Source organism: Lactobacillus xujianguonis (assembly GCF_004009905.1).
Taxonomy (GTDB): Bacteria; Bacillota; Bacilli; order Lactobacillales; family Lactobacillaceae; genus Lactobacillus; species Lactobacillus xujianguonis.
Window position 1 is genome coordinate 43,999 of record NZ_ML136882.1, and the last position, 24,048, is coordinate 68,046.

Genomic DNA, 24,048 nt, shown 5'->3' on the forward strand with positions numbered 1-24,048 from the left:
GTGGATAATAGCTGGAAAATTCGCGATATCACCATTCCAAATCGAGTAGTTGTGGCACCGATGGCCGGAGTTTCAAATTCTGCCTTTCGGGTTGTCTGCAAGGAATTCGGCGCGGGATTGGTTGTGTGTGAGATGATTTCTGATCACGGCATTATTTATCGCAACAAGAAGACTTTAAGAATGATGCAAGTTGATCCGCGTGAGCACCCAATGAGTATTCAGATTTTTGGGGGAACGGAAGAAACCTTATTGCAAGCAGCACAATATGTTGATGAGCACACTGATGCTGACATTATTGATATCAACATGGGGTGTCCGGTGCCTAAGGTTACCAAAACTGATGCTGGAGCTAAATGGTTACTTGACGCCAATAAGATTTATCAGATGGTACATGCAGTTGTCCAAAATGTGTCTAAGCCAGTAACAGTTAAGATGCGGATTGGTTGGGATATGAAGCATGTCTTTGCAGTTGAAAATGCTTTAGCAGCTCAAGAAGCAGGTGCTTCAATGATTGCAATGCACGGGCGCACCCGTAAGCAGATGTATCAAGGAGAAGCTGACTGGGAAGTTTTGCATGATGTGGCCCAAGTGCTTGATGTACCATTTGTGGCTAATGGTGATATTAAGACGCCAGAATTAGCTAAGAAGGCGTTAGACGAAATCGGTTGTACTGCCGTCATGGTAGGTCGGGCCGCACTTGGTAATCCTTGGATCTTGAAGGACATGGTACATTATTTAGAAACCGGTGAAAAGTTAACTCCGCAAACCGTACGTGAACGTGTCGAGACAGCTGAACATCAGCTTGATGGTCTGGTAGAATTAAAAGGTGAAAAGATTGCTGTTCCAGAATTTCGGCAACAAGCTGCATACTATTTGAAGGGAATTCCCCGTTCAGCCCGGACTCGTGCTAAAATAAATGAAGTCTGGACACGTCAAGAAGTATATGACCTGCTTGATAATTTTGTAGATGATTATGAAAAGCGGCAAGCAGCACGGGATGCTCGCCGTAATGCTGTGAACGAATAATGGAGGAAAAATAAATTGGCAAAGAATGAAATGAACGACCAATTAATTGTTCGTCGCCAAAAGATGAACGAATTACGTGAAAATGGTATTGAACCATTTGGAATGAGAAAGTTTGATCGTCAAGATTTGGCTCGTACTTTGGAAGAAAAGTATGGTAAAGATGACAAGGACGAATTAAACCAAGACATGCCTAAGACCAAAATTGCTGGTCGTATGCTAGCAAAACGTGGTAAGGGTAAGGTTGGTTTTGCAGACCTTTACGACCGGACTGGTAAGATCCAAATTTACGTACGTAAAGATATTGTTGGCGAAGACAATTACAAGATTTTCAAGAAGGCCGATATTGGTGATTTCTTGGGAATTGATGGTGAAGTCATGAAGACTGACACTGGTGAGTTGACTATTCGTGCTACTCACGTAACCTTCTTATCTAAGGCCCTTCGTCCATTGCCAGATAAATACCATGGTTTAAAGGATGTTGAACAAATTTACCGTCAACGTTACCTTGACCTCATCACTAACCGTGAAAGCTACATGCGCTTTGTTCACCGGACTCAAATTATTCAAGCTGTCCGTAACTACTTGAACAATTTGGACTTCTTGGAAGTAGAAACTCCAGTATTGCACAACATTCCAGGTGGTGCTGAAGCTCGTCCATTCATTACCCACCATAACGCTTTGGATATTGACCTTTACATGAGAATTGCGCTTGAATTGCCACTTAAGCGTTTGATTGTTGGTGATATGGAACGTGTTTACGAAATCGGCCGGGTCTTCAGAAATGAAGGTTTGGACACCCACCACAACCCAGAATTTACTGAACTTGAAAGTTACGCTGCTTACTGGGACTTCCATGACGTCATGGATGAAGCAGAAGGGATTATTCGTGCTGCTGCTAAGGTTGTTTCAGATGATGGTAAGGTTACTTACCAAGGCACTGAAATCGACTTAGGCAAGCCATTCCGCCGCGTTCACATGGTTGATTTAATTAAAGAAAAGACCGGTGTGGACTTCTGGAAGCCAATGACTGATGAAGAAGCTAAGAAGATTGCCGAAGAACATGATATTCACTGCGAAAGTTTCTGGAAGGTTGGTCACATTATTAATGCCTTCTTTGAAAAGTACTGTGAAGAAACAATTGTTGATCCAACCTTTGTTTACGGTCACCCAGTAGAAATTTCTCCACTTGCTAAGAAGAATGCTGACGACCCAAGATTTACTGATCGTTTTGAAATTTACATCATGGGTGAAGAATACGGTAACGCCTTCTCAGAATTGAATGACCCAGATGACCAACGTGAACGTTTCGAAGCGCAAATGGCTGAACGTGAAGCTGGTAACGACGAAGCTGACATGATCGATGAAGATTACCTTCGTGCCATGGAATTTGGTATGCCTCCTACAGGTGGTTTGGGAATCGGTATCGACCGTTTGGTAATGCTTTTGACTGATGCCCCAGCTATTCGTGATGTGCTTTTGTTCCCAACAATGCGTCCAGAACGTGTTGAAAGTGTCGAAGCTGAAGTTAAGGCTGACATGGAAAAGAAAGCTAAGAAGAACTAATAACGGGCTTCTGGCGCGTTTTAGAAGTAAAGATTAGGTTTGCTTTTGATCTTCAAATTGTTAGTAAATTTAAGGTGTATACACCAAAAATACACCAATTTTGAAAATAGTTTGGAAGAAAGCTGACAAAATAGTTCCTTATTTATGCTTAATTGCATGAATAAGGGACTTTTTTTATAATTAAATTATGTTTTTGCTTAGGGAGTGAGCTACTTGAATTTGATGAACTTTTTAATAGCTGTATCTTTTTTTATCATTGGAGTTATTGTAGGCGTTAACTTTAGGGACAAAATATATGCTAAGTTTGATATTGCAAGAAAAAAATACAATGAGAATAAAAAAGAAATAATTGCTTGTATCATTTTCCTATTGGCGGGGATTCTTATTGGTGTATTAATTACTTTAAATCGTAAATCAAATTCAATGAGTTTATTGGCAGAATGGATTAGTGGTATAGGTACTTTATCAGCTGTAGTTGTATCTTTATGGTTGGCAACTGGAAGAAAGTCACGATTAAAAATTAATCATGGTCAAAACTTTAATAAATTTGAGCAGAAAGAAATTTATTTTGTAGCTTATAATTTAAGCGATGAAGCAATGACTTTAGAGTTTTATGGTGTTAAGAAGATAGGCGATAAATTATTTGAAAGAGTGACTGAAGACCAGCCGCAAAGAGTCAAAGCAGGTGATTTTCAAAAGAAAAGTTTAACCCTTGACTTTATTAAGCAAAAATTGAATATTGATGACGATTACAAGGGTAGTATTGTATCGTGCTTTGCGGAACCGGATGGTACTAAACATTGCGAAGTCATTAATTGGAAAGAAGAAATATCTAAATTTGAAAAGTTAGATCAAAAAATTAAGGCTGAAAAAGAATAATTTAAGTATTGGTCAAAAAGCAAGTATGAACTTTTATGAGGTGTTTTAATGGCAAATCAAAACTTAACTAATGCTAAAAAAGCCAAAAAAGATGAATTTTATACCAGATGGGAAGAAATAGAAAAAGAAGTTAACGCATATATTGAATACGATAAAAATGTATTTAAAGGGAAAACAATTTTATTGCCAGCTGATGATCCATTTGAGAGCAATTTTTTTAAATATTTTGCTGTGCACTTTAATTATTATGGTTTAAAGAAACTTATTGCAACCAGTTATGATTCAAGCCCAGTTGTTAATCAACAGCTCTCTTTATTTGGGGATGATGAGAATGAAGAGAAAACTGGAAAAGCTTATAAAATCGAGTTAACGCATGTTAATGATTTTGATCATGATGGTGTATTTAATATTCAAGACGTTGAACAGTTCTTAGAAGCCGAAAAAATGAATTTAAATAGTTCTAAAGGTTCTAAGGTTCTAAGCTATTTGCATGGCGATGGTGATTTTGTCCCTGGAGATTTTAGAAGTAAAGAAGTCACTAAACTAAGAGATGAAGCAGATGTCATTATTACTAATCCACCTTTCTCATTGTTTAGAGAGTTTGTTAAATGGGTAGATCCCGAAAAAAAGCAACTTTTAATAATTGGTAATGTTAATGCAATAACTTATAAAGAAATTTTTCCATTAATTAAAAATAATCATTTATGGTTAGGATCTAGCATTCATTCAGGCGATAGACCATTTTATGTACCAGATAATTATCCGTTAAATGCATCTGGTGCAGGTGTTGATGAAAATGGACGTAAATATATTAGAGTTAAAGGTGTTCGTTGGTTTACTAATTTAGATCATGGGCGTAGACACCAGCCTCTGAATTTAATGTCTATGGCAGATAATGTAAAATTTAGTAAGCATAAACAGGTGAGAAATCATCAGTATCAGAAATATGAAAATTATGATGCAATAGAAATACCATTTACGGACGCTATACCTAGTGATTATGAGGGTGTAATGGGGGTCCCTATAACTTTTTTAGATAAGTATAATCCAGAACAATTTAAGATATTGGGTATGTGTGAAAATAAGGATTTATATCATTTAAAAACAAGAGTGTTTACTACTGATGAATGTCATAAGGCTTATGAAGATAAGTTTCATAAAGAGGGGACTTATGATTTGAATGCATCAGGAGTCGTAAAAAAAGATGGAAAATTTGAAAAGGTCTATCAGAGAATATTAATTAAAGGGATAAAATAATATGCGGACTACTTTAAAGCAGTATAAGATAAAAAATATAGTAGATGGATTTGTTTACAATGAATACGAAGGAAAAGGACTGTTTGGCTTATCTGGTAAATTAACAATACAGCCTGAATATCAAAGAAATTATATTTATGCTGAAAAGAATCGTGAAGAAGCTGTTATTGACTCTCTTTTAAAAGGTTATCCTTTAGGTCTTATTTATTTTAATAAAGCTGGAAAAGATAGACTTGAAGTTTTGGATGGACAACAAAGAATTACATCCATTGGTAGATTTACTACTGGTAAATTCGCTATTAATATAAATGGCAATGAAACTTACTTTTCAGGATTAAGCCAAGATCAAAAAGATAAGATTATGGACTCTTCTTTACTAGTTTATATTTGTGAAGGCACGGAGAGTGAGATTAAAGAATGGTTTAAGACTATCAATATTGTTGGTGTACCACTTAATTCTCAAGAACTATTAAATGCTATTTACTCAGGTCCATTTGTAACCAAAGCCAAAGAAGAGTTTTCTAATAGTCAAAACGCTAATATTCAAAAGTGGAGCGCATATATTAAAGGTGTAGCCAATAGACAAGATTATTTAAAAACGGCTCTTAAGTGGGTTAGTCAAGATCATATAGATGAATATATGTCCAAGCATCGTTATGATGACAATATAAATGAATTAAAGACCTATTTTAATGCTGTAATTGATTGGGTCTCTGGTGTATTTACTTCAGTTGAAAAGCCAATGAACCAACCAAATTGGGGTGAATTATATGAACAGTATCATAAAAATGCATATGATCCTGAAAAAGTTAATGATCGTGTACAAACTTTAATGGCTGATTCTGACGTTACCAAGAAGGTGGGCATATTTGAATATATCTTAGGTGGGGAAAAAGAACCTAAACTTTTGAGTATTAGGAAGTTCTCTACTAATGATAAAAAGACAAGATATAGCGAACAGACAAATAAAGCTAAAAAGGATAAAACTTCTAATTGTCCAATATGCCAGACGGATAAAGAATACAAGCATACAGATCATATTTGGAAATATACAGAAATGGAAGGAGATCATATAATTCCATGGTCTAAGGGTGGTAGAACTGAGCTTTCCAATCTTCAAATGCTGTGCAAGCATCATAATAGTATGAAGTCGAATTATTAGAATTTATAAGCAATCATAATAAAACATCTCTTGAATTTTATTCAGAAGATTAAAAAGAGTTGATACTTCTCTTGGGCGTATCAACTCTTTTTTGTATAGAAATTATAATTTAGAGTGCAATTTATCAATTAGTTAAAGTAATTATTTTGTACATTTTTTACCGGGAAACCCGGCATCTTTTCTTTTTTTATAGACATAGTACATTAATAAAAAAGATGATTAAAAATTGATTTTAGAGGATTCTGTAGACAAATTTAGAGTACTTTGCGTTTAATTATTTCTTAAATATTGAAGAAACACATAGTAATTTTGTTTTTTTGCCCATAGTCAAAAGATTTATTAGCTTAATAATAAATAGCCATCTATTGACTTTAATAATGTCTGTACTGCAATTAATTGAAGTGAACGTTCATAAATAGCAGGAGCAGAATCTATGTATTTTTTGATATCTTTAGACAACAGTTCTGTATTTACTAACGTGATTAATACATCAGGATTCATTACTTGGTTATAAAGTTCTAGTGTCAAATTAAAGGGTCTCAAATTGTTTTGACGCGAATACTCTAGTAGTTGACAAAACAAAATCGCCTCAAACAATTGATCCCATCTTGCGTGGCTACTTGATTCATTTCTCATAGTAGTGTATTGAGACCTTTTAGACATGAGTTGTTTCTTAAAGTTCTTTAATTTAGGTTCTGTTACCTCTAAATTGTATTCCTTTATTCTTTGATATAGGAGATCAATCAAGTAGCTGCGTGGTGCTACTATTTCATAGAATTTTTCGGGTGTACCCTTGATAAGCCATGAAATAGCTTTTCTAATTATCGGATCAGTGGGACTTGCATTGTAATGTCTCCATTTGTCAACTAGATCGTTTGAGAGAATAAAATTAGCTGGGTCGGTTAATTCATGTTCTCTTACTATTTCGTCTAATTTTTGACAAATTCTTTCGTTTCCGATGTTTAAACTGTTTAGTGCTAACCCTAAGTTAGTTATTTTCTTCTTTAATGTTTTTTTGCTTTTCTGCTTTTGCATTTTAAATCAAAAGCAGGCGCCTACTTATTTGCCTTTCTTAAGATTAAATCGATTTGATCTTAGTATAGGGGAAAAATGTAGGTGGTTATTATATACTCTGAGGAGCAGAAAATGGTCTGTAAATAAATACCCGTGTCCAAAATTGACACGGGTATTTATATATTTTCAATTTTTAATATAGCTTAAGATTAAAACTGTAAACAATGTTAATTGATTTTTCTAAAAGGAGAAAAATAAAATGACAAAAAAATTCAAACCAACCGTAGACTTGAACTCTGCTCTTCAAGGTATTGCTTTCAAAGTGATCGGAAAAGGAGTAAGAACAGCGTACTCTGATTCTGCTAAATCAAAAGATGATGTAGCGGAATTTCCAGCCTATGTCCGTGTAACTGTTGTTAAGGATCCAACTGGGGTCAACACAGATGCAGAGCTCCAAATCAAGTTACATAGTGCAGAAAACGTAGAAGTAGGTCAGAAGCTTGAGATCGGTCCTAATAAGATGAAGATTGTGGACGGTCAGTTAGTTTTCTGGTCTAACAAGTCAACGTATCACGGTAGAGATTGGATCTTCACCAACGTATCAGCCAAAGGAGTTCGTATCGATGCGTGGAATTAGAACGTCCATCTGCAGATACTTGGAAAATGCGTGCAACTCTGCACTATCAGAGGACGTATCTTCTTACTCACAACAATTACTGATCTTGGAATCTGAAGACACAACTGGAATTATTGCAATATTTCCGATGCCGTCTTCATTTGTCTACAATAAGGAAAATTATTACAAGCTGTATGACATCATTTCTGTTGCTGCTTGGCCTGACTATACTTGTCTTCGGCCGAACGCAATGCAGATTGTCAATATAGATGGTCGGTCATTGTCAACAGCACGTGGTTTCTTTTTTCCATGGCAAAAAGGACATTCTGAGCGTTTAACAGGATCAATTGAGTCGATACTCAAACAAGTTGATTTGAGTAAGGGGATTCCAGTGATGACTAATCTTAGAATTCCATCCGACATTAATTCTATTATCGTCTCAGGTAATACTGGAAGCGGTAAGAGTCTTGCAGTTCAATCAATCAGTGAGTTCCTCTTACACACGCCAAATACGCGATTGATCTACATTGATCCCAAGAAAAGCGCTGGTGCTCGTTGGGCTAGAGGACATCCTGAAGTTAAGCTCGTGATTCCGCACGATGGTGAAAGACTAGAGGAATACCTAATTAGAGTAACAGAGCTACTTTCATCTGAAGTACGGCGGATCTTCAAGAATCAAGATGAACTTTATAAATTTTCGGATAAGGTAGATACCAATGCCCAGGAGATTAATCAACCTAAGACATGGATTATCTTAGAAGAATTGGAGGCTCTTGAAGTCTTCGGAACCAAGAAAGAGCTTGAAAGTCTAATGCATCAGATACTGTTGATATGTCTTCTTGGCCGAGAGGCATATACCAATATTCTGATTTCAATGCAGGTACCGAGGAACGACATACTTCCTATCCCAATCAGATCGCAGCTTTTGTGTAGAATCCAACTCGGCAGAATTGACAAGTCAACTACAACTTACCTCTTTCCAGATTTAGATCATATAATGATGCCTTTTCGTGGGCCAGGGGTAGGTATTTGCGATATTAATTCAGGTGGCGTGCAACCAATTGCAATGCCCACGATAATATATTAAGGAGGTTAAGAAATGCTTTTATTAACACAAACTACAGAAACACTAGATCCAACTTTAAGACGGATTCTAACGGAGAATACTCAACCTACCTTTTTTGTATTGTTTGATGACTATCTTCAAAGCTTTCTTCAGTTTTTGATTTCATCACTTACTGCTGTCTTTTTCATGGTGCTGGCAGTATGGTTAATTTCAAGATTGGTTAAGTATTGGCATTCTGATCCTATCAGATCTCATGAAGTTCAACGTTGGTTGCAGGTGGAGAGTGATGATCGGATTAGAACAGTTCAGTCCAAAGTTAACTGGATTGTTAAAGGTTCTACGGTTCGCTTCGTTAAAAACCAAGTAATCATTCGAATTCCTACTAAAGGTTGGTGGCAAGGAACCGAACATATCGATTGTCAAAGAGAAGTAAGACATAGATTGGATTCACCAGAATTTAGAGAACTATTAAGTACACATTACGCAGGGTATCGTTTTGGCGATCTTGTAGTTAATCGGAATTGTTATGTTATTAAAGGTGAAGCTTACTAGACTTTGCTAGAAAATTAAAGCCAGCCTTTTGACCTTAAAGGTCAAAAAAGAACTGGCTTTTATAATGTGACATAACAGTAAACTTAATAATATCAACGGCTAAGGGCTTGTTTGTTAGCCGTTTTAAGATCGTGACTTTGTGTCATAAGATAAGGGGATGAAAGTATTGAGTGAGTTAAAATCGCACAATTGGATGTTCGTTCAACAAAAAGTTTACTTGAAAGTATCACCCGAACAATTTCAAGAAATTCTTGAAAATAGTGGTGCAGAAAAATGGGCTTATATTTTTCATGACAAAGATGAAGGGGTAGAACCGCATTTTCATGTAATTCTGCATTATAAGAACGCTTCTAGGGTGAGTACTGTAGCCAATCTTTTTAAAGATGACGAAGAACGTGTTCAGAGATGGGATGCTCGTTGGAATAATGCTTGTGGTTACCTCATCCACATGACTAAAAATTCAGCTGAAGATGGTAGATATCCATATGACATTAGTGAAGTAACAGCCAATTTTGACTATGCTGAAAAGATTAGTCAAATTCAAAAAAGAGTTTCTGGCACAAAAAATATTACAAAAGTGATTGAACAATATGGAAATCATGAAATTACTCGTCAAGAGTTGGAGCTGAAGATTGGTGATGCTGAATTAGCTAAAAATCATGTTTGGATTAGTCGAATTGAGGATTTAAATGCTAAGCGTGAACACGAAAAGTTCTTAAGAGAATTTGAAGGTAAAGCTCAAGAAACAATTTGGCTTTGGGGTTCTGCTGGAGTTGGTAAATCGTGTTATGCAGATTACTTAACTCGAAATAATGAAACGGCAAAATTAGGTTCAAGTAGAGATTACTTTCAAGATTATCATGGTGAAAACTATGTAATATTGAATGATCTACGTCCTGATGAATTTAGTTTTGCAGATCTATTGAGAATAACAGATCCATATCAACACGATAAATCTGCACCAAGAAGATATCATGACTTAAAACTAAATCTAAAAATGTTAGTAATTACTACGCCGTATTCGCCAGAAGATTTTTACGACTATTGTAGAGTTAAAAGTTATAAGATTGATACCTTTAAGCAGTTAAGTCGTAGAATCCATGCGATACATATTACTCCTGAATTTATGAAGCAGGTTATGCCAGAAGAATTTCAGGATAATGAGTGGCTGGGTTTTGACTAAATGGGGTGTACTAATTGACTAAAGAAAGTGTGCCTATCTGGCATAAAACAAACTTAACAATTGAAGAAGCAGCTGCTTATTCCAATATTGGGTTACACAAGTTGAGAGAAATTACAGATGATGAAGATTGTAATTTCGTATTGTGGGTTGGAAACAAACGGTTGATTAAGCGGGTGCTGTTTGATAAGTACTTAAAAGATACTTATTCAATTTAGTAATACTGACTGGCATGCTATAATAAGGCATGTCAGTTTTCTTCTACTTAAAGGAGACTTAAAGTGGTAAGAAGACGTAAAGATAGCAAAAATCGAGTTTTAAAGACTGGTGAAACTGAAAGAAAACAAGGTGGTTATCAGTTTAGATGGACTGCAGAAGATGGTAAGCGTCATTATGTTTATGCTAAGGACTTAAAAGAACTCCGAGCTAAAGAAAAAGAAATTGTTCAGGATGTTGATGACGGTATTAGAACAGATAATTTGAACATTACGTTAAATGATATGTTTAATATCTGGAAGAGTATTAAACAAGGATTGAAGCCTAATACTTTCAATAATTATAAGTACATGTACAATCACTTTGTTAAAGAGAGAGTGGGTACACGTAAAGTTAGAATGTTGCACAGTACTGATATTAAAAGATTTTATAATCATTTGGTTGATGTAGATGGTCTTAAGGTTGCTACTGTTGGAACAATACATTTGATTATTCATCAAGTCTTGCAATTGGCTGTTGAAGATGACATTCTACGCAAGAATGTTAGTGATAACGGCTTAAAAGAATTAAAGAAGGTTCGTGGTTTACATAGCAGTAAGCGGAGAGCTTTAACTGTTGAACAACAGAATTTATTCTTGAATTACATTAAAAACAGTTCTAAATATAAACATTGGTATCCAACCTTTGCTGTAATGTTAGGTAGTGGCTTACGGGTTGGAGAACTAACAGGATTGCGCTGGCGAGACATTGATTTTAAGAATAATTTGATCAATGTTACCCATACTCTGGTTTTCTATGAACGATCTAAAGCTAAAAGAACGGGCTTTGGTATTAATACGCCAAAGACACCAGCAGGCTATAGAGCAGTTCCAATGATTGAGACGGTTAGGGATGCATTATTAGAGCAGAAACAATATTTAACAGATAATAATCTTAAATCTGTTGATATTATTGATGGCTTTCAAGACTTTGTGTTTATTAATCGTTTTGGGCATGTTCAACATCAAGGAACCTTAAATAAAGCAATTAAGCGGATCATTAGGGATGCTAATTTTGATGCTTTAGATAAAAATCCTTCTATTAAGGAAGAAAACTTGTTACCTAATTTCAGTTGCCATAGTTTGAGACACACTTTTACTACTCGGTTGATTGAATCGGGGATGAATGTAAAGGTGATTCAAGAGGCGTTAGGTCACTCGGATATTCAGACTACTTTGAATGTGTATGCTGATGTAACTAAGGAGTTAAAACAAGAGCAGTTTAATCAATTTGAAGATTTTATTACTCAAAATGAGTGATACACCATAGTACACCAAAAATACACCAAAAATACACCAATTTTCTGATAAGTGGTGTAGATTTATGAACGGATATGACAGGTGCAAGCGACAGAAGTATATTAATGAAGAGATTTGAAGATTTATGAGTAAACTAATGTCTTTTCCCAACCATGCGTCCAGAACGTGTTGAAAGCGTTGAAGCTGAAGTTAAGGCTGATATGGCTAAAAAGAATAAAGAAAATAAATAATTAGATTTTTTTCAAAAGGTATTTGCAAATGATCATAACTTTGCTATAATACTTTTTGTACTGCGGAAGTAGTTCAGTGGTAGAACATCACCTTGCCATGGTGGGGGTCGCGGGTTCGAATCCCGTCTTCCGCTCTAAGATAAAGGCTCACGGTTGTGAGTCTTTTTTTGTGCCTATTTTTGTTAAAAATAAAAAGTGATTTTTTTCAAAAAAGGTATTGCAAAGTGAACGAGGTTTGCTATAATTATATTTGTTGTTGCGGAAGTAGTTCAGTGGTAGAACATCACCTTGCCATGGTGGGGGTCGCGGGTTCGAATCCCGTCTTCCGCTCCAAGATAGAAGGCTCACCGAATGGTGAGTCTTTTTTTACGGGAAATGGCTCAGCTTGGTAGAGCGCTGCGTTCGGGACGCAGAGGTCGCAAGTTCAAATCTTGTTTTCCCGATTATTTGAAAAGTAAAGAGTCTAGGTTTTACCTAGGCTTTTCTTTTGAGTAAAATTAGCTTACAAATAATAAGTATTATACTAGTAGAAGCTCAGTGAGTTTGTTATAATGACGTAAACCTTTTAAGGGAGTTGAAGTAAAATGGCAGCCGCACAGGAAGAACAATATCAATTACTAGTTAAGCAAGCCGCCGCATTGATTGATGGTGAAGATGATTGGATTGCTAATGTCGCTAATTTATCAGCTTTATTATTTTCAGAATTAGCTAACGTTAACTTTGCTGGAGTTTATCGTCTTAAAAATAATGAATTAATTCTTGGACCGTTTCAAGGCAAACCTGCCTGTGTCCACATTGCTCTGGGCAAGGGCGTGTGCGGGACCACGGCTCAAGCAGAACAAACGCAAATAGTTAAAGATGTTCATCAATTTTCTGGGCATATTGCTTGTGATAGTGCTTCAAATTCAGAAATTGTGGTACCAATCTTTAAAGCAGGAAAACTTTGGGGCGTCTTTGACTTTGATTCAACTGAATTTAATAATTTTGACCAACTTGATCAAAAATATTTAGAAAAAATTGCCCAACTGATTTTTGCTCATTAAGCTATATTGTTTTACATCTAAGGTGTAAATCACTAAAATAATGAGCGTCGATTTTTGAGGTGGTGTTAATATGGAAAATTCTTACAGTAAAAATGCTAATCAAGTTTTAGAAATTGCACGTGAACAAGCACAGAATTTCCATCATCGATTAATTGGGACCGAGCATGTTCTGCTTGCCTTAGTAATTGAATCTGATGGTAAAGCCGGAAAGCTTTTACGTTCTTGGGGCTTAACGCCAACTAATGTCCGGGAAGAAATAGAACGTTATACTGGTTACGGTTCTGCAGCTAATACGAATTATATGGAATTATCGCCACGTCTGACTTTGGCTTTAGATTATGCAAAAAGAGCTGCTGATCGCAATGGTGATCATGAAATTCAAACCGGTCATTTACTTTTAGGCTTAGTGGCCAGTGAACAAGTCTTATCAGCGATGATTCTTAAGAGTTTAAACGTTGATATTGAGCACTTACGGGATGATATCGAAGATATTCTGAATATGAGTGAAGACTTTGATGATTCGAATAATTGGCGTGGGAGTGATAGTCAATCAGTGAATAGTACAAATAAAGGTAAGCGTAGTAATACACCAGTTTTGGATGCAGCTGCGGTTGATTTGAATCAGCGCGTACGAGAAAAGAAGATCGACCCGGTGATTGGACGTGATCCAGAAATCAAACGGGTAATTCAAATTTTGTCACGGCGGACAAAGAATAATCCTGTATTAATTGGTGAACCAGGGGTAGGTAAAACTGCTGTTGCCGAAGCCATTGCAACTGCAATTGTTAAAAAGCAAGTTCCAAGTGACTTATTGAATAAACGGGTCATGTCATTAAACCTAGCTAATTTAGTTGCCGGAACTAAATATCGTGGTGAATTTGAAGAGCGGATGAAGAAGGTCATTAACGAAGTTACCAAGGACGGTAAGATCATTTTGTTTGTTGATGAAATGCATACCTTAATTGGTGCCGGTGGTGCTGATGGCGCCATTGATGCTTCTAACATTTTGAAGCCTGCTTTAGCTCGCGGCGATATTCAAATGATTGGGGCAACGACTTTTGATGAATATCAAAAATACGTTGAAAAAGATCAAGCTTTGGCGCGGCGTTTTCAACAAGTTCGCTTGAATGAACCTTCTAAAGAAGCTACTTTGCACATTTTGGAAGGCTTACGACCAAAATATGAAAAGTTCCACCACGTTAAGATTTCTGATGCTAGTTTGAAAGATGCAATTACTTTGTCAACGCGCTACATTTCTAATCGTTACTTACCAGATAAGGCGATTGACTTAATTGATGAGGCGAGTGCAGCAGTCAAAATTAAGCATAATGCTGGTTCTAGTACTCAATTAATCCAAATTGAACAACAATTGCGGAAGGTTATTGATCAAAAAAATGAAGCTGCTGCCAGTCAGAACTTTGTCGAAGCAGCCAAATTGCAAGATAAGCAGAATAGCTTAAAAGCCCAAAGAGAACAAATTCTTAATAAACTGGATGAACAAAATAGTGCTAATGCAGTTGTTGAACCTGAAGATATCGCCAAGGTTGTTTCTTCTTGGACCGGTGTCCCAGTTACGCAAATGAAGCGGGATGAAACTAAGAAACTGGCTAAGTTAGAAGCAATTTTACATGAACGTGTAATTGGTCAGGATAAAGCAATTGCAGCAGTTTCTCGGGCAATTCGTCGTAGCCGGAGTGGGATTAAAGATGAACATCGCCCAATTGGTTCTTTCTTATTCCTTGGTCCAACTGGGGTAGGTAAAACTGAATTAGCCAAGGCTGTCGCTGCTGCCATGTTTGGTTCAGAAGATAATATGATTCGAATCGATATGTCTGAATACATGGATGCGATTGCAACAAGTAAGTTAATTGGTTCCGCCCCTGGTTATGTTGGTTATCAAGAAGGTGGCCAATTGTCTGAACAAGTGCGCCGTCATCCATATTCTGTGGTTTTATTAGACGAAGTTGAAAAAGCTCACCCAGATGTTTTTAACTTGCTTTTGCAAGTTCTTGATGAAGGCTTTTTAACTGACTCTAAAGGACGCAAAGTTGACTTCAGAAATACTATCATTATCATGACTTCTAACTTGGGTACGCGAAACTTGTTTGACAGTAAAGCCGTTGGCTTTAATGCTGATAATGCCGATCAAGCTAAGGCTCGAGCTGAAAAAGTTGATCAAGCGTTGAAGCAATTCTTCCGGCCAGAATTTTTAAACCGAATTGATGAGACCATTATCTTTGAAGAATTAACTAAAGAACAATTACGTCAAATTGTAACTTTGCTCACACACAAGTTAGTTGCTCGTTTGGCTGAAAAGAAAATTACTTTGAAGTTATCACGTGCTGCGCTTGATAAGATGGCCAAGGATGGCCATAACCCAGAAATGGGAGCTCGGCCATTAAGACGCGCTATTCAGAATGATATCGAAGATAAGATTGCTGAAATGTTGATTAATGGTGAATTGCAAGCTGGTGATACTTTAAAGATTGGTGCTAGTCATGATAAGTTAAAATTTGCCATTGTTCATGCTAATGAAAAAGTTAAAAATTAGTTCTGAAGAATAGCCGTCAGATTTGACAAAAGTGCAATTTTACTGTATATTAATTGCTGATTTAAAAGGCTGAATTTCAGGATTTTGCTGATCTATTGTCCAGCAAAATGATAAAGAGACAAAAACGACACATGTTGTTTTTGTCTTTTTTATGCTCATAAATCCAGTTTTTTTAATTTGTAACAGAAATGTAATATTTGCTTTCTCTAACAGAAAGGATGTTTTTCCTTGTTAAACGGACACGTAGTGAATTACGGTAAACATCGAACAAGACGTAGTTTCTCAAAGATTAAGGAAGTATTGAAACTTCCTAACTTGACCGATGTTCAAACCCAGTCATATAAGTGGTTTCTCGACAAAGGTATTAAAGAAGTTTTCGATGATATTATGCCAATCGGTGACTTCTCAGGTAAGCTTTCATTAGAATATGTTGGCTATAAATTACAAAAGCCTAAGTACACTGTCGATGAAGCTCGTGATCATGATGCAACTTATGCTGCACCAATGCATGTAACTTTAAAATTAACTAACCAAGAAACTGGTGAAATTAAGACCCAAGATGTTTTCTTTGGTGATTTGCCATTGATGACTGAATCAGGTTCTTTCATTGTTAACGGTGCTGAAAGAGTTATCGTTTCTCAGTTGGTTAGATCTCCTGGTGTATATTACTCAGGTGAATTTGATAAGAACGGTCGCCAAATCTTTGGTACCACTGTTATTCCTAACCGTGGGGCTTGGCTTGAATATGAAACTGATGCCAAGAATGTTTCTTATGTACGTGTAGACCGGACTCGTAAGTTGCCATTGAGTGTTTTGATTAGAGCAATGGGAATCGGCTCAGATAGTGATATTCTTGATTTCTTTGGTCAAAGTGATACTTTGCAATTTACTTTGGACAAGGATGTACACAAGAATCCTGCTGATTCTCGGGTTGCTGAAGCCTTAAAGGATATTTACGAACGACTTCGTCCAGGTGAACCTAAGACTACTGACTCTTCACGTTCACTTTTGTACGCAAGATTCTTTGATCCACGTCGTTATGATTTAGCTCCAGTTGGTCGTTACAAGATCAATAAGAAGCTTTCTCTTAAGAACCGTTTATACGGTCAAACTTTAGCAGAAACTTTAGCTGATCCAGATACTGGTGAAATCATCGCTAAGAAGGGTACTGTTGTTACTCACGAAGTTATGGATAATCTTGAAAAGTACCTTGATCGTGATGACTTCAAGATGGTAACTTATGAGGCTTCTAAGGAAGGTGTTTTACCAGACCCAATTACTGTTCAAGAAATTAAGGTTTACTCAAAGGTAGATCCAGAACGTGAAGTTAAGTTAATTTCTAATGGTCATATTGCTGATGATGTTAAGCACTTAACTCCAGCTGATGTTTTGGCTTCAATTAACTACTTCTTTGCTCTTCAAGATCAAATTGGTACGACTGATGATATCGACCACTTGGGTAACCGTCGTATTCGTCGTGTTGGTGAACTTCTTCAAAACCAATTCAGAATTGGTTTAGCAAGAATGGAACGTGTTGTTCGTGAAAGAATGTCTATTCAAGATCCTTCAACTGTTACGCCACAACAATTGATTAACATTCGTCCAATTGTTGCAAGTATCAAGGAATTCTTTGGTTCTTCACAACTTTCACAGTTCATGGATCAACACAACCCATTGGGTGAATTGACTCACAAACGTCGTATGTCAGCCTTAGGGCCTGGTGGTTTGACTCGTGATCGTGCCGGATATGAAGTTCGTGACGTTCACTATACTCACTATGGTCGTTTGTGCCCAATCGAAACTCCAGAAGGTCCTAACATTGGGTTGATCAACTCACTTGCAACTTACGCAATTATTAACAAGTACGGTTTTATTGAAACTCCATACCGTCGTGTATCTTGGAAAACCCACAAGGTTACTGATAAGATCGACTACTTAACTGCTGATGTGGAAGATAACTACATCATTGCCGGTGCTAACACTCCTTTGAATGAAGATGGTTCATTTAAGGAAGACTTAATTTTAGCCCGTCATAAGGAAGATAACGTCGAAGTTTCTCCAGATAAGATTGACTACATGGACGTTATTCCAAAACAAGTTGTGTCTGTTGCTTCTGCATGTATCCCATTCCTTGAAAACGATGACTCTAACCGTGCTTTGATGGGTGCCAACCAGCAACGTCAGGCTGCCCCATTAATTAATCCTCATGGTTCACTGGTTGGTACTGGTATGGAATACCGTGCTGCTCACGACTCAGGTGCTGCACTTTTAGCTAAGGCTGCCGGTACAGTTGAATATGTTGATGGTCGTGAAATCAGAATTAGACGTGAAGATGGTACTTTAGACAAGTACACCCTTGAAAAATACCGTCGTTCTAACAACTCTAAGTCATACAACCAAACTCCAAATGTTAGAAAGGGCGACCAAGTAGAAGCAAGCGATGTAATTGCTAACGGTCCAACCATGGATCATGGTGAACTTGCTTTAGGTCAAAACCCATTGATTGCCTTCATGACCTGGAACATGTACAACTATGAAGATGCCATCATGCTTTCAGAACGTTTAGTTAAGGATGATGTTTACACTTCAATCAGTATTGAAGATTACGAATCAGAAGCTCGTGATACTAAGCTTGGTCCTGAAGAAATTACGCGTGAATTGCCAAACGTTGGTGAAGATGCTTTGAAGGATCTTGATGCTGATGGTGTTGTTCGGATCGGTGCCGAAGTTCATGATGGTGATATCTTAGTTGGTAAGGTAACTCCTAAGGGTGTGACTGAATTATCAGCTGAAGAAAGATTGTTGCACGCTATCTTTGGTGAAAAGGCACGTGAAGTTCGTGATACTTCACTTCGTGTACCTCACGGTGGTGGCGGTATTGTCCAAGACGTTAAGGTCTACACTCGTGAAGCTGGCGATGAACTTGCACCAGGTGTTAACACCATGGTACGTGTTTACATTGCCCAAAAGAGAAAGATTCAAGTTGGGGACAAGATGTCTGGTCGTCACGGTAACAAGGGTACTGTTGCTGCAGTTGTTCCAGAAGAAGATATGCCATACTTGCCAGATGGTACGCCAGTAGATATTTGTTTGAACCCAATGGGTGTACCTTCACGTATGAATATCGGACAGCTTTTGGAATTGCACTTGGGTGCTGCTGCTCGTCAATTAGGTATTCACGTTGCCACTCCAGTATTTGATGGTGCTGATGAAGACGATGTTTGGGATACTGTTCGTGAAGCCGGCGTTGATAAAGACGGTAAGACTGTCGTTTATGATGGTCGGACTGGTGAACCATTCCACAACCGTGTTTCAGTTGGTGTCATGCACTACTTGAAGCTTACTCACATGGTTGACGATAAGATTCACGCTCGTTCAATTGGGCCTTACTCATTGGTTACTCAACAACCACTTGGTGGTAAAGCACAATTCGGTGGTCAGCGTTTTGGTGAAATGGAAGTTTGGGCTCTTGAAGCTTATGGTGCAGCTTACACATTGCAAGAAATCTTGACTTACAAGTCAGATGACGTTGTCGGTCGTGTAAGAGCATATGAAGCTATTGTCAAGGGCGAACGTATTCCTAAGCCAGGTGTTCCTGAATCATTCCGTGTTCTTGTTAAGGAATTACAATCTTTAGGTTTGGACATTCGGGTGCTTGATTTAGATCACAACGAAATTGAATTGCGTGATATGGATGACGATTCAAATGAACATTTGAATATCGATACTTTGTCACGGATGGCAGAAGAACAACAAAAGAAGAAGTTAGCCGAAGAAACTGATAAATCAGAAGATAAGGAAAAGAAAACTGAAGATAAACCTGAAGAAGCTCCAGTAGACAAGTCCGACGATAAAGTTTCTAAATAGTAGGAGGTTAAACTTTTGATCGACGTAAATAAGTTTGAAAGTATGCAAATTGGTCTTGCATCACCTAACAAGATCAGAAGCTGGTCATATGGTGAAGTTAAGAAGCCTGAGACCATCAACTACCGTACTTTAAAGCCTGAAAAAGATGGCTTGTTTGATGAAAGAATTTTTGGACCAACAAAAGATTGGTCATGTGCCTGCGGTAAGTATAAGGGTGTTAGATATCGCGGAATTGTCTGTGATCGTTGTGGTGTTGAAGTTACCTCTTCTAAAGTTAGAAGAGAACGGATGGGTCACATTGAATTAGCAGCCCCAGTTACCCACATTTGGTACTTCAAGGGTATCCCTTCAAGAATGGGCTTGGTTTTGGATATTTCCCCAAGATTATTGGAAGAAGTAATTTATTTTGCTGCTTACATCGTAATTGACCCTGGCGATACCGATCTTGAACCTAAGCAATTGTTAACTGAAGCTGAATACCGTGAACAAAAGGCTAAATATGGTAATCGCTTCGTAGCCAAGATGGGTGCAGAAGCTATCCGTGACTTGCTTAAGCAAGTTGATTTAGCTAAAGAAGTTGCAGATTTGAAGAAAGAACTTCAAACTGCAACTGGTCAAAAGCGTACTCGTGCTATCAGAAGATTGGACATTTTGGATGCCTTTAAGAACTCAGGCAATAAGCCTGAATGGATGGTAATGGATGCTGTTCCAGTTATCCCACCAGATCTTCGTCCGATGGTCCAATTGGAAGGTGGACGTTTCGCTACTTCTGACTTAAACGATTTGTATAGACGTGTTATTAACCGTAACAATCGTTTGAAGAGATTGCTTGATTTGAATGCTCCTAACATCATTGTTCAAAATGAAAAGCGGATGCTTCAAGAAGCAGTTGATGCATTGATTGATAACGGTCGTCGTGGCCGTCCAGTTGTTGGACCAGGTAACCGTCCATTGAAGTCACTTTCACACTTACTTAAAGGTAAGCAAGGTCGTTTCCGTCAAAACTTGCTTGGTAAACGTGTTGACTACTCTGGTCGTTCAGTTATCGATGTTTCACCAAAATTGAAGTTCTATCAATGTGGTGTTCCTCGTCCAATGGCTCTTGAATTGTTCAAGCCATTTGTTATGCATGAATTAGTTAAGCGCGGAATTGCTTCTAACATTAAGAATGCTAAGCGTAAGATTGATCGTGAAGATGACGATATCTGGGATGTACTTGAAGACGTAATTAAGGAACGTCCAGTTCTTTTGAACCGGGCACCTACTCTTCACCGTTTGAGTATCCAAGCCTTTGAACCAGTTTTGGTACCAGGTAAGTCAATTAGACTTCACCCATTAGCTTGTGAAGCCTACAACGCCGACTTCGATGGGGACCAGATGGCTATTCACGTTCCTCTTTCAGATGAAGCTGTTGCTGAATCACGTTTGTTAATGCTTGCTGCTCACCATATCTTGGCTCCTAAGGATGGTAAGCCAATCGTTACTCCTTCACAGGATATCGTATTGGGTAACTACTGGTTAACTCAAGCTGAAAAGGGCCGTGAAGGTGAAGGCATGATCTTCACTTCACCAGCAGAAGCTGCAGTAGCTTATGAAAATGGTGATATTCACTACCATACAATTATTGGTATGGCTGCTGATTCAATGCCTAAGAAGCCATGGCCTAAGGGCTATGAACATGGAATTTTCATCACTACTTACGGTAAGATTGTCTTCAACCAAATCTTCCCAGATGACTACTTCTACATTAATGAACCAACTGAAGCTAACTTGAACAATCCTTTGGATGAAAAGTACTTCTTAAAAGATGGTGAAGACATTAAGAAGAAGATTGATGATGTAGCTGATGATTTAATTGCTAACCCATTCAAGAAAGACTTCTTATCAGACTCAATTGCTACAATCTACAAGTACTACAAGGTTCAAAGAACTTCAGAATACTTGGATGATTTGAAGAAGTTAGGTTACACTAGTTCAACTACTTCCGGTATTACTATCGGTATGAACGATGTTCCTGAAATTACTGATAAGGATGAAAAGGTAGATAAGGCCCACAAGCAAGTTGACCTTGTTTCTAAGCAATTTAGACGTGGACTTATTACTGAACAAGAACGTCACGATCGAGTAATTAGTATTTGGAACGCATGTAAGGACGAAGTTCAGAACGAAATTGCCCAAATCTACGATCCAAGAAACCCAATTACTATCATGGCCGACTCAGGTGCCCGTGGTAACATTTCTAACTTTACACAGTTAGCCGGGATGCGTGGTTTGATGGCCACTCCTAACGGTGGTTTGTTCGAAATTCCTGTTACTTCCAACTTTAAAGAAGGTTTGTCAGTATTGGAATTATTCATGTCCACTCACGGTGCTCGTAAGGGTATGACTGATACGGCCTTGAAGACTGCTCAGTCAGGTTACTTGACTCGTCGTTTGGTTGATGTAGCTCAGGACGTTATTATCCGTGATGACGATTGTGGTACTGATCGTGGTATTACAGTTAAGGCTATCATGGAAGGTGACGAAATGATCGAACCATTATTCGATCGTTTGCTTGGTCGTTTCACTGCTGAAACTGTTAAGGATCCAAAGACTGGTGAAACTATCGTTGCTAAGGATGTCATGATGGATGAAAACTTAGCTCACAAGGTAGTAGATGCTGGTGTTACTGAAGTGAAGATTCGGTCAATCCTTACTTGTGATACGCCACATGGTGTTTGCCGCAAGTGTTATGGTATGAACCTTGCTACTGGTGAAGAAGTTGAAGTTGGTGAAGCAGTAGGTACTGTTGCCGCTCAATCAATTGGTGAACCAGGTACTCAGCTTACTTTGAGAACTTTCCACAACGGTGGTGTTGCCGGTGCCGAAGATATTACTCAAGGTTTGCCTCGTGTGCAAGAATTGTTCGAAGCTCGTAACCCTAAGGGTCGTGCTACTATTTCCGAAGTTGATGGGGTAATTGATTCAATTCAAGAAAACCCAGCAGATCACACTCGTGAAATTACTGTTAAAGGTAAGATTGATACGAGAACTTACGATGTTGCTTATACTGCTTCAATTGCTGTTAGCGAAGGTGATTTCGTTCACCGTGGTGATAAGTTAACTCTTGGTTCTGTTGATCCTAAGGAATTGATCCAAGTAACTGATACTTTGACTACTGAAGAATACATCTTGGCTGAAGTTCAAAAGGCATATAGAATGCAGGGTGTAGATATTTCAGATAAGCACGTCGAAGTCTTAACTCGTCAAATGTTGCAAAAAGTTCGTGTTCTTGATCCAGGTGAAACTGACATCTTGCCAGGTGAAGTGATGGATATTGCTCAATTTAGAGACCGGAACAAGCAAGTAATTATTTCTGGTGGTATTCCAGCAACTGCTCAAAGCGTAATCTTAGGTATTACTAAGGCCGCTTTGGAAACTAATAGTTTCTTGTCAGCTGCTTCCTTCCAGGAAACTACGCGGGTTCTTACTGATGCTTCAATTAGAGGCAAGAACGATCCACTTCTTGGACTCAAGGAAAACGTTATTATTGGTAAGATTATTCCAGCTGGTACTGGTATGCCTGTTTACCGTAATATGGAACCACAAGCAGACGTAGCTAAGCCACAATCTGTTTACTCAATTGCTGATATTGAAAAGCAAATGAAAGAGAAAGAAAAGCAAGCAGATTTGAAGAAATAAAAAAATTCTGTTAGAGAAACATAAAAAAGCGCTTCTATCAAAATGATAGAGGCGCTTTTTTTATAGTGTTTGCAAAATAACTAAACTAACAAACAAGTATGGAACAAAGGCAAAGGCTCGCTTAGACTTGTTCGCTTTAAGTAAATAATGTAAGAGCAATAATAAAGATGCAATGAGAAAAACTAAGTTTGCACTAGTGGGTGAAAAATTAAATGCCAGAGCGAGGTAAATAATTAAATCTCCGCTTCCGAGCTTTTTTGTGAGTACTTGAAGTAGCAAAACCGCTGAGACGACAATTAATTCAAACCATTCGAATTTCGTAAAATTGAAAGGATAATAACTGCTGGCAATTCCGATTAAGGGCAGTAAGAGAATAGTCGGAAATTCTTGCTCATAAAAGTCAAAGATGGCAATGACAAGAAAAAAGAATAGAAAAATGGCATCTTTAATTCCCACTACTTCTGAAAAGTCAAAGTTAATAAATGCTAAACCACCGATAATTTCGATTAAAAATAACTCGTAAGGAATTTCGCTTTGGCAATAACGACATTTTCCTTTAAGCCCAAGATAAGAAATAAGTGGTAATTCATCAAGTAAGCTCAATTCATTATGACAATTATTGCAATGAGAGCGGCCAAAAATAAAATTTTCATGATGTCTACGCTCAAAAATGACAGCGGCATGGGATGCCAAACAACTTCCGATATAAAAATTAACTAAAATAAACATTCTAAGCTAAATAGTGAATTAGTTATCCGACGGGATAATTGATTCACTATTTTTGTTCTCTTGTAGAATTAAAGTAGTAGTAAAACGATATGCCCTGTCGCTTTTAGACACTTGATGT

At 37.6% G+C, this 24,048-nt stretch carries 17 protein-coding genes and 3 tRNA genes; 18 read left to right on the plus strand and 2 right to left on the minus strand.

Features of this window, described 5'->3' with window-relative positions; all coding sequences use genetic code 11:
* The 5 genes from dusB (at position 1) to EJK17_RS06225 (ending at position 5,887) form a co-directional block, all read left to right on the plus strand.
* Positions 1-1,026 (plus strand): tRNA dihydrouridine synthase DusB, encoded by a 1,026-nt coding sequence (dusB, locus tag EJK17_RS06205; protein ID WP_168180745.1) that lies wholly within the window; start codon positions 1-3, stop codon positions 1,024-1,026.
* A gap of 15 nt (positions 1,027-1,041) precedes the next feature.
* Positions 1,042-2,589: a lysine--tRNA ligase gene (gene lysS, locus EJK17_RS06210; RefSeq protein ID WP_103660850.1), complete on the plus strand. Its 1,548-nt coding sequence runs from the start codon at positions 1,042-1,044 to the stop codon at positions 2,587-2,589.
* Between the two features lie 213 nt (positions 2,590-2,802).
* Positions 2,803-3,468 carry a hypothetical protein gene (locus tag EJK17_RS06215; RefSeq protein ID WP_103660849.1) on the plus strand — a complete coding sequence of 222 codons (666 nt, stop codon included), beginning with the start codon at positions 2,803-2,805 and terminating at the stop codon, positions 3,466-3,468.
* Between the two features lie 48 nt (positions 3,469-3,516).
* Positions 3,517-4,725, plus strand: coding sequence for an adenine-specific methyltransferase EcoRI family protein (locus EJK17_RS06220; protein ID WP_103660848.1), 1,209 nt, complete (start codon positions 3,517-3,519; stop codon positions 4,723-4,725).
* Position 4,726: 1 nt separating this feature from the next.
* Positions 4,727-5,887 (plus strand): HNH endonuclease family protein, encoded by a 1,161-nt coding sequence (locus tag EJK17_RS06225; RefSeq protein WP_103660847.1) that lies wholly within the window; start codon positions 4,727-4,729, stop codon positions 5,885-5,887.
* 339 nt (positions 5,888-6,226) lie between these two features.
* On the opposite strand, the gene EJK17_RS06230 is transcribed toward EJK17_RS06225, so the two are convergent.
* Positions 6,227-6,922: a hypothetical protein gene (locus EJK17_RS06230; protein ID WP_103660846.1), complete on the minus strand. Its 696-nt coding sequence runs from the start codon at positions 6,920-6,922 to the stop codon at positions 6,227-6,229.
* Positions 6,923-7,160: 238 nt separating this feature from the next.
* Between EJK17_RS06230 and EJK17_RS06235 the strand changes: the two genes are divergently transcribed.
* From EJK17_RS06235 to rpoC, 13 genes are all read left to right on the plus strand, one after another.
* Complete coding sequence (locus EJK17_RS06235; RefSeq protein WP_103660845.1) at positions 7,161-7,538, plus strand: hypothetical protein; 378 nt, start codon at positions 7,161-7,163, stop codon at positions 7,536-7,538.
* 127 nt (positions 7,539-7,665) lie between these two features.
* Complete coding sequence (locus EJK17_RS06240; RefSeq protein WP_236629289.1) at positions 7,666-8,604, plus strand: DEAD/DEAH box helicase family protein; 939 nt, start codon at positions 7,666-7,668, stop codon at positions 8,602-8,604.
* Between the two features lie 12 nt (positions 8,605-8,616).
* The gene (locus EJK17_RS06245; protein WP_103660843.1) at positions 8,617-9,135 is read left to right on the plus strand and encodes a hypothetical protein; all 519 of its coding nucleotides are present in this window, start codon (positions 8,617-8,619) and stop codon (positions 9,133-9,135) included.
* A 166-nt stretch (positions 9,136-9,301) separates the two neighbouring features.
* Positions 9,302-10,318 (plus strand): Rep family protein, encoded by a 1,017-nt coding sequence (locus tag EJK17_RS06250; RefSeq protein ID WP_103660900.1) that lies wholly within the window; start codon positions 9,302-9,304, stop codon positions 10,316-10,318.
* 14 nt (positions 10,319-10,332) lie between these two features.
* Positions 10,333-10,533: an excisionase gene (locus tag EJK17_RS06255; RefSeq protein ID WP_103660842.1), complete on the plus strand. Its 201-nt coding sequence runs from the start codon at positions 10,333-10,335 to the stop codon at positions 10,531-10,533.
* A gap of 63 nt (positions 10,534-10,596) precedes the next feature.
* Positions 10,597-11,829 (plus strand): tyrosine-type recombinase/integrase, encoded by a 1,233-nt coding sequence (locus EJK17_RS06260; RefSeq protein WP_103660841.1) that lies wholly within the window; start codon positions 10,597-10,599, stop codon positions 11,827-11,829.
* 292 nt (positions 11,830-12,121) lie between these two features.
* Positions 12,122-12,193: transfer RNA gene (locus EJK17_RS06265), tRNA-Gly, on the plus strand.
* 124 nt (positions 12,194-12,317) lie between these two features.
* Positions 12,318-12,392, plus strand: a tRNA-Gly gene (locus EJK17_RS06270).
* 36 nt (positions 12,393-12,428) lie between these two features.
* Positions 12,429-12,502: transfer RNA gene (locus tag EJK17_RS06275), tRNA-Pro, on the plus strand.
* A 141-nt stretch (positions 12,503-12,643) separates the two neighbouring features.
* Entirely contained in the window at positions 12,644-13,102 is a 459-nt protein-coding gene (locus tag EJK17_RS06280) for a GAF domain-containing protein (protein WP_103660840.1), read from the plus strand.
* Between the two features lie 70 nt (positions 13,103-13,172).
* Entirely contained in the window at positions 13,173-15,653 is a 2,481-nt protein-coding gene (locus EJK17_RS06285) for an ATP-dependent Clp protease ATP-binding subunit (RefSeq protein ID WP_103660839.1), read from the plus strand.
* Between the two features lie 228 nt (positions 15,654-15,881).
* Positions 15,882-19,520 carry a DNA-directed RNA polymerase subunit beta gene (gene rpoB / locus EJK17_RS06290; RefSeq protein WP_103660838.1) on the plus strand — a complete coding sequence of 1,213 codons (3,639 nt, stop codon included), beginning with the start codon at positions 15,882-15,884 and terminating at the stop codon, positions 19,518-19,520.
* 15 nt (positions 19,521-19,535) lie between these two features.
* Positions 19,536-23,201 (plus strand): DNA-directed RNA polymerase subunit beta', encoded by a 3,666-nt coding sequence (gene rpoC, locus EJK17_RS06295; RefSeq protein WP_103660837.1) that lies wholly within the window; start codon positions 19,536-19,538, stop codon positions 23,199-23,201.
* Between the two features lie 60 nt (positions 23,202-23,261).
* Here rpoC and EJK17_RS06300 read toward each other — a convergent pair whose 3' ends face one another.
* Entirely contained in the window at positions 23,262-23,930 is a 669-nt protein-coding gene (locus EJK17_RS06300; protein WP_127796286.1) for a prepilin peptidase, read from the minus strand.
* Between the last annotated feature and the right edge of the window lie 118 nt (positions 23,931-24,048).

Coding starts and splice junctions, on each gene's coding strand:
- EJK17_RS06225 (WP_103660847.1), top strand. CDS start 4,727: ATGCGGACTACTTTAAAGCAGTATAAGATAAAAAATATAGTAGATGGA.
- EJK17_RS06285 (WP_103660839.1), top strand. CDS start 13,173: ATGGAAAATTCTTACAGTAAAAATGCTAATCAAGTTTTAGAAATTGCA.
- EJK17_RS06300 (WP_127796286.1), bottom strand. CDS start 23,930: ATGTTTATTTTAGTTAATTTTTATATCGGAAGTTGTTTGGCATCCCAT.
- EJK17_RS06240 (WP_236629289.1), top strand. CDS start 7,666: ATGCCGTCTTCATTTGTCTACAATAAGGAAAATTATTACAAGCTGTAT.
- EJK17_RS06235 (WP_103660845.1), top strand. CDS start 7,161: ATGACAAAAAAATTCAAACCAACCGTAGACTTGAACTCTGCTCTTCAA.
- EJK17_RS06230 (WP_103660846.1), bottom strand. CDS start 6,922: ATGCAAAAGCAGAAAAGCAAAAAAACATTAAAGAAGAAAATAACTAAC.
- EJK17_RS06245 (WP_103660843.1), top strand. CDS start 8,617: ATGCTTTTATTAACACAAACTACAGAAACACTAGATCCAACTTTAAGA.
- EJK17_RS06280 (WP_103660840.1), top strand. CDS start 12,644: ATGGCAGCCGCACAGGAAGAACAATATCAATTACTAGTTAAGCAAGCC.
- EJK17_RS06220 (WP_103660848.1), top strand. CDS start 3,517: ATGGCAAATCAAAACTTAACTAATGCTAAAAAAGCCAAAAAAGATGAA.